Origin of the sequence: Vibrio pectenicida, assembly GCA_024347015.1 — a bacterium.
Taxonomy (GTDB): Bacteria; Pseudomonadota; Gammaproteobacteria; order Enterobacterales; family Vibrionaceae; genus Vibrio; species Vibrio pectenicida.
The window spans coordinates 2,264,559-2,277,196 of record AP024889.1; the positions used below are offsets into that span (position 1 = coordinate 2,264,559).

The 12,638-nt window shown below is 40.9% G+C and carries 13 protein-coding genes; 2 read left to right on the top strand and 11 right to left on the bottom strand.

Features of this window, described 5'->3' with window-relative positions:
• Positions 1-142 precede the first annotated feature (142 nt).
• A complete protein-coding gene (locus tag OCV27_RS10400; RefSeq protein WP_125319825.1) occupies positions 143-1,339 on the bottom strand; it encodes a methyltransferase in 1,197 nt (398 codons plus the stop codon).
• A gap of 59 nt (positions 1,340-1,398) precedes the next feature.
• A complete protein-coding gene (cysB, locus tag OCV27_RS10405) occupies positions 1,399-2,373 on the bottom strand; it encodes an HTH-type transcriptional regulator CysB (protein ID WP_125319826.1) in 975 nt (324 codons plus the stop codon).
• 290 nt (positions 2,374-2,663) lie between these two features.
• Between cysB and OCV27_RS10410 the strand changes: the two genes are divergently transcribed.
• Positions 2,664-3,425 (top strand): DNA repair protein, encoded by a 762-nt coding sequence (locus tag OCV27_RS10410; protein ID WP_125319827.1) that lies wholly within the window; start codon positions 2,664-2,666, stop codon positions 3,423-3,425.
• A 65-nt stretch (positions 3,426-3,490) separates the two neighbouring features.
• Positions 3,491-4,267 carry a tRNA isopentenyl-2-thiomethyl-A-37 hydroxylase MiaE gene (gene miaE / locus OCV27_RS10415; RefSeq protein ID WP_125319828.1) on the top strand — a complete coding sequence of 259 codons (777 nt, stop codon included), beginning with the start codon at positions 3,491-3,493 and terminating at the stop codon, positions 4,265-4,267.
• Positions 4,268-4,290: 23 nt separating this feature from the next.
• Here the strand turns inward: miaE and pyrF are convergent, their stop codons facing one another.
• From pyrF to OCV27_RS10460, 9 genes are all read right to left on the bottom strand, one after another.
• Complete coding sequence (gene pyrF, locus OCV27_RS10420; RefSeq protein ID WP_125319829.1) at positions 4,291-4,992, bottom strand: orotidine-5'-phosphate decarboxylase; 702 nt, start codon at positions 4,990-4,992, stop codon at positions 4,291-4,293.
• 72 nt (positions 4,993-5,064) lie between these two features.
• Positions 5,065-6,234: a lipopolysaccharide assembly protein LapB gene (gene lapB / locus OCV27_RS10425; RefSeq protein ID WP_125319830.1), complete on the bottom strand. Its 1,170-nt coding sequence runs from the start codon at positions 6,232-6,234 to the stop codon at positions 5,065-5,067.
• A gap of 26 nt (positions 6,235-6,260) precedes the next feature.
• Positions 6,261-6,542 carry a LapA family protein gene (locus OCV27_RS10430; RefSeq protein WP_125319831.1) on the bottom strand — a complete coding sequence of 94 codons (282 nt, stop codon included), beginning with the start codon at positions 6,540-6,542 and terminating at the stop codon, positions 6,261-6,263.
• A gap of 222 nt (positions 6,543-6,764) precedes the next feature.
• Entirely contained in the window at positions 6,765-7,046 is a 282-nt protein-coding gene (gene ihfB, locus OCV27_RS10435) for an integration host factor subunit beta (protein WP_125319832.1), read from the bottom strand.
• 210 nt (positions 7,047-7,256) lie between these two features.
• A complete protein-coding gene (gene rpsA / locus OCV27_RS10440; RefSeq protein WP_125319833.1) occupies positions 7,257-8,927 on the bottom strand; it encodes a 30S ribosomal protein S1 in 1,671 nt (556 codons plus the stop codon).
• 103 nt (positions 8,928-9,030) lie between these two features.
• A complete protein-coding gene (cmk, locus tag OCV27_RS10445) occupies positions 9,031-9,711 on the bottom strand; it encodes a (d)CMP kinase (protein ID WP_125319834.1) in 681 nt (226 codons plus the stop codon).
• Positions 9,712-9,838: 127 nt separating this feature from the next.
• Complete coding sequence (locus tag OCV27_RS10450) at positions 9,839-10,138, bottom strand: ComEA family DNA-binding protein (RefSeq protein WP_125319835.1); 300 nt, start codon at positions 10,136-10,138, stop codon at positions 9,839-9,841.
• Positions 10,139-10,276: 138 nt separating this feature from the next.
• Positions 10,277-12,136 (bottom strand): peptidylprolyl isomerase, encoded by a 1,860-nt coding sequence (gene ppiD / locus OCV27_RS10455; protein WP_125319836.1) that lies wholly within the window; start codon positions 12,134-12,136, stop codon positions 10,277-10,279.
• Between the two features lie 205 nt (positions 12,137-12,341).
• A complete protein-coding gene (locus OCV27_RS10460; RefSeq protein WP_125319837.1) occupies positions 12,342-12,614 on the bottom strand; it encodes an HU family DNA-binding protein in 273 nt (90 codons plus the stop codon).
• Positions 12,615-12,638 lie beyond the last annotated feature (24 nt).

Sequence of the window (12,638 nt, forward strand, 5' to 3'; positions counted from 1 at the left end):
TTACTTCAGCAAATAGGGCTTGGCTCCTGCAGTCATCCGCTCACTATAAGAAAATGCTGCAACATGATGAGTCCACGAGCTGTAACACCCTAGAATATAGGCCTGTTCACATTGTGAGCAAGAGGTCTCGTGTACAGGGAAATTATGGTTTAACCGCTTGAATTAAAATATTTCTTGGGGTGACTTCCTCAGAACAAAAAGTCGCAAGTGATACTTGGTAACCATGTTCTTCAAGATGGAGAGCTTTATCATGCACCAGCCACATTTCTAAACTTCGACGAAAAGGCTGCTGAACCAAGTTCAAGCGCTCCATCTGCCAGTAGCGCTTAACCCCTCGAGAATAAAAATCATCATAGGCAAGCGCTTGCGGGAGTCGCAGCTGTTTTTTATCTGCCGCCCATTGGCAAAAAACCTCAAACCCCTCCAAGAGCATAGATTTTTTGATACTAGGAATCGGTATATAATCTTTATGGCCTAAGACTTCTCTTAATATTAAGTCCAATCCAAGTCGGTAACTCATCTCAAGAAAGCGATGTCTTTTCACTCTTTCTCCACCTGTTACCGTCTCCTGTAACGAAATTCGCAGCTCAGATCGAGAGAGTTTAAGCTCAGATGACTGACCGTATGAAGACAAGGCTTGATACTTGTCATCTTGAGTAAGGTGATAACAACAAGGTGACAATGTCAGCGCTGGCAAACCAGCAGCAACGGCTTTTTCAATCAAAGAAACGTGCAAATCACCACATGCATGTAACGCAACAGCATGTTGGTTTTTAGTTAATATAAATTTAGCCTCACTGGATAAAGCATCACCTTGAACAAAGGTCATTGGCAACTTGAGGTTATCCGCCTCTCTTTGTCCTACATCACAGAGTGTTCTCTGATATTCAAAACTTGTCACTGGCTGACCACTATAGCCAGCCAGTACTCTGCCTAAAAATCCCTTTCCCGAACACCATTCTAGCCATTCACTACCACTGTGGCACTTAAGTGCAGCCTCTCCCATAGATGCTATTTGATCCAACTTTCTGCCAGGGACTCCATTTGTAACCGAACGATCCAATTTAAGACCTTCAAGCTGGGTCCTCTTTAATTGATTCAGTTTAAATGCACAGTCCAACTTGGGGATAAATTCACTCAAGCATTGATTTAATTGCTGTGGATCAGATTTAATCTCTTCTACTTGCGCATCGGTTAAATCTTCAAGAAAGCATGAAAGTTTAGAATGCTTTTCATGCCATAGAGATACCCCATAGCAACTGACTAAAAATGGTTCAAATCGCCAAAACTCTTGGTGAGTGGTAAGAAATGAATCCAGTTGTAAAAACCTTGCGTGCATACTTTACCAACTCACCTTAAACTATAGAGAGGACTAGCGGGAAGAAAGAAACTTCCAAATTATCGAATCGGTAACTGTATACCTTGAAACATCTCTTCAATCTCAGAATTAGATTTTAGAGATAAAGCTTGCTCTACGACAGGACGTGTAAGATGGGGGGCAAATCGCTCCATAAAGTCATACATATAAGTACGAAGAAAAGTCCCCTTGCGAAAACCTATACTTGTAGTACTTGCACCAAATAAATGGCTCGCATCAATGGCAACTAAGTCTTCATCTTGATCATTATCCATCGCCATACTAGCAATGACACCAACTCCTATACCCATACGCACATATGTTTTTATGACATCCGCATCAGTAGCAGTAAAAACGACCTTGGGATTAAGCCCTACCTTATTAAAAGCCTCATCTAGCTCAGAGCGACCAGTAAACCCGAACACATAAGTCACTAGAGGGTATGAGGCAAGATCTTCAATTGTTATTGTATTTTTTTGCGCCAATAAATGATCTTTGGGAACTACGATTGAACGATTCCAGTGATAGCAAGGAAGCATTACAGCATCTTGGTATAGGTGGAGAGCTTCAGTAGCAATCGCAAAATTTGCCGTACCCTTAGCAATAGCTTCTGACATTTGCGTTGGTGTTCCTTGGTGCATATGTAAAGATACTTTAGGGTACCGAGCCGTAAATCCTTTAATTACATCAGGGAGTGCATAACGGGCTTGTGTATGTGTGGTCGAAATATTCAAAGTACCCATTTCAGGATGTGTATGCTCACCAGCTACCGCCTTAATACTTTCTACTCGCGCAAGAATCTCTTGTGAAATACGTATAATATCTTCACCGGCAGAAGTGACTTGGGTCAGATGTTTACCACTACGTTCAAAAACCTGAATTCCTAACTCATCCTCTAACAAGCGTACCTGCTTACTAATACCAGGCTGTGAGGTAAATAGGCTTTCCGCTGTGGCAGATACATTTAGATTGTGGTTCACGACTTCAACAATATACTTCAGTTGCTGTAACTTCATTTTTGACCTGTAATCCCTTACCCAATGCCCCACTATAGGCAAACATAGATTATAATATTTAGTTATAACGTCTCTTGATATAAATTGATAGCCCAAGGAGGCATTTGGATGGTTTCTAATGAGCAATTTCTGAATTGGATAAATTTTTTTGCAATCAATAACTCAAAAATTACCCATAGATCAGAGTTTTCGTTAATAATTAGCTTAGAAACGTAATAATATAAAATAGATGCAGTGGTTCATAAGAATCGTGTATCCTTATACGCTAGCCAACAAAAGATACGGAATTTATGAATATTGGGTTAATCATAGCTTTAGTTGCCATCTTACTGGTCTTAGTACTTGGCTATAACATCATGCTCCAGTACAAAGTCAAAGTTGAATCGGCAAAAAAACAGGAAGGCGTGAGGTATTTAGCAGTTATAGATGCGACGGAAGAGCTCATCGGGCACGCCAACCACTTACCATACAGCAGAGACTTGTTGATTTGTCTCAATAATCGAATCCTAGATTCGGTTCAAAGTATGCATGAACTGGAGCCGAAGAATAAGCAACTTGAGCAAAGAGTTGCCCACGTTAAACAACAGATAAATCAATTAAAAAATGACAAGAGTGGTGCGGAAAGTACTGCTTTTAAGACACCAAGCGGTGATAAACAAGCAATCGTAATGCTTAAGCTAGTAAAACGTTTGAGGGACACGATCAGAAGCGAGCATAATAAAGGCCGCTTTGACACTCAGGCATATGTTGCTGAAAATGCTCGATTAGAGACTATTCAAGTACGCATTAATATAGAGAACGTTCTCAAGAGAGCTAATGATGCTATTGTTCGTGGACAGCCAGGTACTGCGCTTCAATTAGTACGCAAAGGTTTGGACGTACTCAATACAAAAAATGATAATTATTCAAATCAAGCCCGTGAGAAACTTCAACAAATGAATGATGATTTGGAACAGAAACGTCAGTCTAAAAGTGCTGAAGATCTTCACCAGATGGAAGACGAACGCAAAAACGATATGGACGAGATCTTTGGCGAAAAGAAAAAATGGTAATATAATCGCCATACTCCAATTGCTTAAGGCCGCTAATGCGGCCTTTTTTATGTTTAAAAAGAACTATGATCGATTTAAAAAATTACGATAACCTGCTACTGCCTATAAATGATTTTCTTCAATGTGCTACACCCCAGACTTGGATAGATGAAGCCAAAAAACCTAAAAATATTAATACTGTATTAGTCGATCATCTACTGTGTGAACTTAAAGCGGGGCAATCTGCTATGTTTCTCATACGTAAATACGCTGTTGATAAACAGAGTACACAAAATCTACTCGATTGGCTCAAACCGTATGAAGACTTTACCTACCGAAAAATAGGCAACTTACAAACTCTTAAAGGTAAAAGTAATATTTCCAAGGCCATCATTGCCAAATCAGATTCCCTCTATAGTCAAGAACTGATCGATAAAATGGTCATGCTAATCAAAGAAGAGCTCCATCATTTTTATCAAGTACTTGAAATTATGGAAAAGCGTAGTATCCCTTACGAGCCAGTTACTGCAAGCCGCTACGCTAAGGGGCTACTTACTCATATGGCAACTCATGAACCTCAAGCGCTAACCGATAAGCTCATTATTGGTGCTTATATAGAAGCACGTTCTTGTGAACGCTTTGCCAAACTCGCTCCTCATATGGATGAAGATATTGCAAAGTTTTACATCTCATTGCTACGTTCAGAAGCGCGTCATTATCAAGACTACCTCAGCCTTGCAGAAGATATCGCTGGCAAAGACATTTCGCAGCGGGTCGCTTTTTTTGGTCAGTTAGAAGCTGAATTGATATCTAGTCCTGATAATGACTTTAAATTTCACAGTGGCTCACCAATAGCTCTATAAAGATAGCTGAACTGAATTACCAACTATCCAAAATTAAGCGTTCGATTAATTTCTCTCAGGACCTGATCAGGCTCCTTTGCCTGAGTAATAGGTCGGCCGATAACCAAATAGTCAGAACCTGCTTCTATTGCATCCACAGGAGTCATAATACGCTTTTGATCACCGGTATCTGAGCCGATAGGACGAATTCCGGGCGTCACAAGCTTAAATGCTTTGCCAAGCTCATCTTTGAGCATGGATGACTCTTGAGCAGAGCATACCACGCCATCTAAACCCGAGTTTTGCGTTAGTTTAGCCAAGCGAACAACATGTTCTTGTGGTGCCGTACCAATACCTATCCCTTTCAGGTCGCTTTGTTCCATACTAGTCAACACTGTGACACCAATAAGAAGCGGCCGAGTTTGTCCATAGGATTCAAGTATCTCTCGGGAAGCGCTCATCATACGTTCACCACCACTTGCATGCACATTAACCATCCACACTCCGAGTTCTGCTGCAGCACGCACAGCTTTAGAACAAGTAGTAGGAATGTCATGAAATTTAAGATCCAAGAACACCGAAAAACCACGTTGATGTAGTTGTTTAACAAAATCAGGACCAAAGAGCGTAAACATTTCCTTACCGACTTTGAGCCGGCATGACGCAGGATCAATTCTATCTGTAAATGCAAGCGCATCCGCTCGGTTGTCGTAATCCAATGCGACAATTACTTTTTGGTCAATCATTTCATTTCCTATCTAATGTTGCTTGTTGCTAAAAAAATGCAGCGAACAGAATATCTGCGAGCTGCATTAAAATCATTCTCCATCCAATCCTCGGATTGGTTTAATCGTCCCCCATCCTTTACAAGAAGGGCAATGCCAATACATTGAATGGGTCGAAAAACCACATTTACGACATCGAAAATGGGGTTTGATTTTCAATTGTTCACCTACCAGCCTCTGCAGTGTTTGCAAACTGGCTTTAGCTCGACCTTCTTCCGCTTCGGTTAGATGATAATCCATCAAACGATAAAAGCCCTTCATGGTAGGGTTCTTAACTAATTGGCGCGTAAGAAGCTCCTGTGCTGAACCTGAACCTTCATGTTGAGCTACCATTTGGGCAAGCATCAGCTCAGCGGATACACCCGCTTTTGCTGCTATACACTGACGCAAAAAATCCAACAATTCTTCTTCTTGACCAAGGTTATGGTAACATTCTGCCAATGTGGGCAAAACTTCACTTACAAAATCGGTGTCTTGTTCAAGGACCATCTCCATGTACTTTATTGTTTTGCTGTAGTCTTCATTTTCCAAGTACAACTTGCCTAGTGCAATACTCGCCCTAACACACTTAGGATCTTCAGAGAGAGCCCTTTTAAAGTGTAAAATAGCGCGATTACTGTCACCTTCTGCTTGCTCTTGCATGGCAAGCTCACACCAGAAATGAGCAATATTAGTTCGCATCCGCTTACGGCCTAACTTAACAAGTTGAGACGCATATTGAATAGCTTTAGCCCATTCACGTGTTTGTTGATAAATAGAAACTAACTGCTGTAGTGCTGCTTCTCTATGCTCTGGTTCATCAACAAGTTGCTCGAAAATTTTCTCTGCGCGATCTAGAAAGCCAGAAACCATGTAATCTTTAGCAAGTTGCTGAAGAGCAATATTTTTTTGATCAATTGTCAAACCAGAGCGTGAAATGAGATTTTGGTGAATACGGATAGCACGGTCAACCTCACCGCGAGAACGAAATAAATTACCCAAAGCTAAATGAGTATCAATAGTTTCGTTATCAACTTGGAGCAACTCAATAAAGTGATCGACCGCTTTGTCAGATTGATCAGACAAAAGCAGATTTAGTCCCGTAACATATTGGCGGGAAATCTGATTAGAGTGCTTCTGCTTGTCTTGCTGGGCACTGCGGTTACCCATATACCAGCCGTATGCAGCAGCAATTGGTAGAAGTAAGAAGAGTATTTCTAACATCGAGTAAAAAGCTTACCTATAAGACCTTATTGGATTTTAACTTGTTGAGATTGGCTCTCGGAAGGTGATAGTTTCTTCAGCTGCTTTTTTAACTTACGTATTTGCAGTTGAGAACGCAAATGAACACCACCGAACATGACCCAAGCTAATATAAAACCACTAACAAATACCCCTCCCAACAACGTTGAAAGATGGAATTCACCTTGTGCAAGTAAATAATTAAAATTGACAACTTCTTGGTTTTGAGAACCCAAAGCTAGTGCAATGAGAAACAAGGCCAGCACTATAACAATTTTTACAATTTTCATATCCTGTCACCTGAGTGAATATCTACCGATATGATTATGCAGTAAATCCCGCAAACAAACCATGCCTATATTGGAATTTCATTCATCAAAGTCTGATTGTACCACACAGCTACAAAGGGAGATTCCGCTTTGAACAATATTCTGAATCACTTAATCTGTTTAACGTTACCATTAAAAAAGCGACATACCTGAGTATGCCGCTTTTACAAAATAAATGATGTTTCAGTCCATATTGACACGTTCACGCAGTTCTTTGCCTGGTTTAAAGTGAGGAACATATTTTCCGTCTAGCTTCACTTTTTCACCAGTTTTAGGATTGCGACCTACACGAGGCTCACGATAGTGAAGAGAAAAGCTACCAAATCCACGGATTTCAATTCTATCGCCAGTATCTAGTGTCGAAGCCATATGTTCTAAAATATCTTTCACAGCATCTTCAATTTCTTTTGCTGAAAGATGGGTTTGCTCAGCGCAGAGTCTCTCAATCAGTTCAGACTTAGTCATAGTTTCCCTCATAGCGTATTTTATCACTTATTATAGTAAGTAATACCAATTCCAACAAACACTTGGTAACTATTCTAGACACAAAATCGACAGATTGCTCGGCGATGAATCGTATTTTTTGAGTCACTTGATGAGATTGGTATTAAAACTATTTTAGCTCAATTGATAAAAAAGGAGCCTTTCGGCTCCCTTTTTTATAAAGGAGAGTTATTATTCGCCTTTAGCAGCTTTGAAAGCATCAGCCATAGCGTTACCAAACGAAGCTTCATCAGCTTTGTTTAAAGTAGCCATTGCTTCTTGCTCTTCTGCTTCGTCTTTAGCTTTAACAGATAGGTTGATAACGCGATTCTTACGGTCTACACCAGTAAACTTCGCTTCGATGCTATCACCAACATTTACGATTAGAGAAGCATCTTCTATGCGGTCACGAGAAACTTCAGAAGCACGGATGTAACCTTCTACACCTTCTTCAAGCTCGATAGTTGCACCTTTAGCATCTACTGCAGTTACAGTACCGTTTACTAGTGTACCTTTCTTATTGTCTGCTACGTAGGCATTGAATGGGTCATTTTCCATCTGCTTAACGCCTAGAGAGATACGCTCACGCTCTGCATCTACTGCTAGTACAACTGCAGAGATTTCGTCACCTTTCTTGTATTCACGTACTGCTTCTTCACCTGTAACATTCCAAGAAATGTCAGATAGATGAACTAGACCGTCAATACCGCCATCTAGACCGATAAAGATACCAAAGTCAGTAATAGACTTAATCTTACCAGTCACCTTGTCGCCTTTAGCTTGCGCTTCAGCGAAAGATTGCCAAGGGTTAGCTTTACACTGTTTCAGACCTAGAGAAATACGACGACGTTCTTCATCGATCTCAAGAACCATTACCTCAACTTCATCGCCAACATTGACAACTTTAGATGGGTGAATATTCTTGTTAGTCCAGTCCATTTCAGAAACATGTACTAGACCTTCAACGCCTTCTTCGATTTCAACGAAACAACCGTAGTCAGTTAGGTTAGTTACACGACCAGATAGCTTATGACCTTCTGGGTAACGCTTAGCAATTGCTACCCATGGATCTTCGCCTAGCTGCTTAAGACCTAGAGATACGCGAGTGCGGTCACGATCGAACTTAAGAACTTTAACTTGGATTTCATCACCAACGTTCACAATCTCAGAAGGATGCTTAACGCGTTTCCAAGCCATATCTGTGATATGTAGAAGGCCGTCAACACCACCTAAGTCAACGAATGCACCGTAGTCAGTTAGGTTCTTAACGATACCTTTAACTTCTGCACCTTCTTGTAGAGACTCAAGTAGCTCATCACGTTCAACACTGTTCTCAGATTCGATAACTGCACGACGAGAAACAACTACATTGTTACGCTTTTGGTCAAGTTTAATAACTTTGAACTCTAGCTCTTTGTTTTCTAGGTGAGCAGTATCACGGATTGGACGTACATCTACTAGAGAACCTGGTAAGAAAGCACGAATACCGTTTAATTCAACAGTGAAGCCGCCTTTAACTTTACCATTGATAATACCAATAACAGTTTCAGCTTCTTCATATGCTTTCTCAAGCACAATCCAAGCTTCGTGACGCTTCGCTTTCTCACGAGAAAGTTGAGTTTCACCGAAACCATCTTCAACAGCGTCTAGCGCAACGTCTACTTCAGAACCGACTTCAACTTCAAGTTCACCAGCCGCATTCTTGAACTGTTCTGCAGGAATAGCAGACTCAGACTTAAGGCCTGCATCAACAAGAACAAAACCGTTCTCGATAGAAACTACAGTACCTTTAACAATAGTACCTTGTTGAAATTCAGTTTCGTTTAGAAACTCTTCAAAGAGTTGAGCAAAAGATTCAGTCATTTATTTAATCTTCAATAAATTAAACGTCCACGGGTATCCTACCACATGGGGTTATTAAATTCGCCGATCATCATCCGTGCGATCAACGTTCTTACTTGATAGCCTAAGCTACCAGTTTAGATTCGATATATTGTAGCGCCTGTTCTACTACTTCGTCGATACTCATCGTAGTAGAATCTAGCAAGAGCGCACCTTCCGCAGGACGCAATGGTGCTACTGGACGATTACGATCCCGTTCATCACGCTCTTGTATTTCGCACAAAAGGTCACCAAAGTTAACATTTAAACCTTTATTTTGCAACTGTTTGAATCGGCGAAGTGCTCGCTCCTCAGCACTAGCATCAAGGAATATCTTAGCTTCAGCATCTGGAAAGACAACTGTCCCCATATCACGTCCATCTGCAATCAGCCCTACACCAATTGAAAATGCTCGTTGTCGGCGCAGTAATGCTTCACGAACGCGAGGAAATGCTGCTACTTTCGACGCGGCCATGCCCGTCTCTTCTTTGCGAAGTTCACCTGATACATCTTCACCTTCGAGAATCACTTTAACCAACTCACCTTCTGCCGAAAACTGTACGTCCAGATGAGTAGCCAAAGGTACCAGTGCGTTTTCTGATTCAAGATCTACACCATGATGCATAGCCGCCAAAGCTAAAACTCGGTAGATTGCACCTGAGTCCAATAGCCCAAAGCCAAGCTTTTTTGCCAACAGCATACAGAGAGTACCTTTACCCGCACCACTTGGTCCATCAACGGTGACGACTGGCGTATGAGACGACATGTTTTACTCCACATTAATTGAAAACAACTGCCTTAGTTTGGCGTCAAATTATAGTGGTAATCAGGTCACTGCACCAGCGCGTATTAAAGCTAATTTAATAAAATAGAGCGCTAAGCGCTCTATTTAGTCACAGTTTTATGCGGCTTCGGTTTTTATCCACCATAGATGGTCCAATTCCTTTGACTTGAGCTAAATCTTCCGCTTTTTCAAAAGGTCCATTTTCATTTCGATACCTGACAATTTCTTGCGCCTTTTTCAGCCCTACACCACTCAGCAAAGTGGCTAATTCCGCTTCCTCTGCAGTGTTAATATTTACAGTAATATCGATTTGTGAATATTTTCCATTTACAGGTTGATCATTTGAGTAGCCAACTGGGCTGTGAAAAACCAAAACCATTAAAATAGCTGTCATTAAGTGTCGTTTCATAAGGTGTACTCCTAGAGTTTAAATTAACCCTAGATACGATAAACCAAATATAGAGTTAAGAGATTGAAGTTAATACAAATTAAAACGGACTGCAAAAGCAGTCCGTTTTATCAGTATTATCAATTTCATTAACTCATATTACTGAGCAACTGCGTAATATTTAATCTCAATAGTTTTACGAAGAATACTGATTAGGCCAGATAGATCCTGTTGAGCATTCATCTGAGTTAACTGAGTACCAATCTGTTCGTTATATTGAGCATCAACATCAGATTTCACTCCTGTCAACTCAACCACGATAATATCACCATTGAAGTCTTTTGCTTGACCAAACTCAGCCTCGCCATCTGCTGGCTTTTTCATTGAAAAAACGACATCTGCTAACGGTGAGCTACGATCAATACTCTCTGAATCGCCAAAAGTAAGACCATTTTCGTTCATTAAGTCTTTACTGCCTTTTTTAAGCTCTGAGACAAGGCTATCAGCTAATTCAATTGCGCTTTGTTCACCTTTTACTTTCGATAAAGAAGCAACTACCTGCTTTCTAACCTCATCTAGGGGTAGAACTTTCTCTTCGCGAGTATCTTCTACACGAACCACAATAACGTGCTCAGGTGCCACTTCAATAACTTCAGAGTTGAGTCCATCTTCCTTAACTTCTGGGCTTTGAATCGCTTGCATAACAGCAGGTGCCTTCAATAACTCCGGAGAATCAGACTCGGAAACAAAGTCTGTGGTATGAATCTTAGCATCGATAGTTTTTGCAGCATCATCAAGAGAGTCTGGATATTCAAATGCGACTTTTTCGAGTTTACTTTGCAATGCATAGAATTGGTCAATTGCTTCCTGGTCCTGAAGCTCTTGTTTTATATTTTCAGCAACCTCTTTATAAGGCTTAACAACTGGACCTTTGAGTTGATCAAGTTTGATAATATGGTAGCCGAAATCAGATTTAACTAGGCCTGAAACATCACCCACTTTCTTCAAAGCAAACGCTGCACTTTCAAAAGCTTGGTCCATCACATCACGCTCTATCCAACCAAGAGAGCCGCCTTCAGAAGCACTGCCTACATCATCAGAGCTTTCTTCAGCCAATGTAGCAAAGTCAGCTCCTGCATTTATTTTGTCTAGAATAGTTTGCGCTTTCGCCTTATCACCGTCTTCAATCAGAATATGACTAACTCGACGTTTCTCTTCAGATGAGTATTTATCAAGGTGTTGCTGGTAATACTGCTCACCTTGCTGGTCTGTTACCGTCACCCTAGCCTTTAACTGTTGAGCAGATAATTCGATATAAGACACCTTTAATTGCTCTGGGCGAGTATACTCAACTGCGTTTTGAGTGTAGTAGTCATTTATTTCTTCTTCTGACAATTTAGCTTTAGTAGCAAAATCGGTAAGTGAAAGTGTGACTTTCTTAATCTCGCGAGTTTGAGTTAGCAACTTACTTTGTGCTTCAACTTCACCTTCTAGTGAGAAATCACTACCCTGAATGGCACTAAGTAGCTGGTTTCTTACTAAATCCCGACGCAAGTATTCCGCAAAACTTTCCGGGCTGAAACCAGCACGGCGAAGAGTCGCTTGATACACTTCCTGATCAAATTTAGCATCCACCTGGAACTGCGGCATGTCCACAATCATATTTCTAACCTGCTGATCGCTGACGCGTAGGCCTAGAGACTGAGCATGCTGTTCAAGAAGTGAGTCATTAACCATACGGTCTAATACTGACTTACGGAAAGACTCCACATAGCTGGGATCAGCTAATAAATTTGAGAAGTAGTCGCCAAGTTGAGCTTGCATTCGATTGCGTTCATTTTGGTAAGCTTGTTCAAACTCACCACGGCCAATCTCGACGTTACCTACCTTAGCAGCTGAGCTATTACTCCCACCCACGATATAACTGCCAACACCAGCAAAGACAAAAGATAGGATAATAACCCCAAGGATAATTTTAACCGCGATGCTATTAGCACCTTCGCGTAATCGATCCATCATATTTAAAATACTCTCCACCTGTAGTCCGCACTAGCTCAATCGAAGCTATCACGGTATAGGTTACAATAAAAATCAGATAGCGCGATAATATCAGAAAAAGAAATGCGCATCAGTATGATGCGCATATTTTAAAAAGGTTCGATAGAACTATCGACTTTGGCTATTTTTTGACTAACATTATGCTGCTTTTAAAAATAAGCAATTCTTAGTTACAAGAATCCTTCAACGCTTTACCCGCTTTGAAAGCAGGCACATTAGCTGCAGCTATTTTAATTTCTTCACCTGTCTTAGGGTTGCGGCCTGTACGTGCAGCACGAGTGCGTACACTAAAAGTACCAAAACCAACTAGAGCGACTTGGTCGCCTGATTGTAGAGTATCACCCACAGCTTCTATAAATGCGTCTAGAGCGCGACCTGCTGACGCTTTTGAAAGGTCAGCGCTTTGTGCAATTTGTTCTACTAATTGTGTTTTATTCACTGTAATTCCCCTTTGCGCCACCAA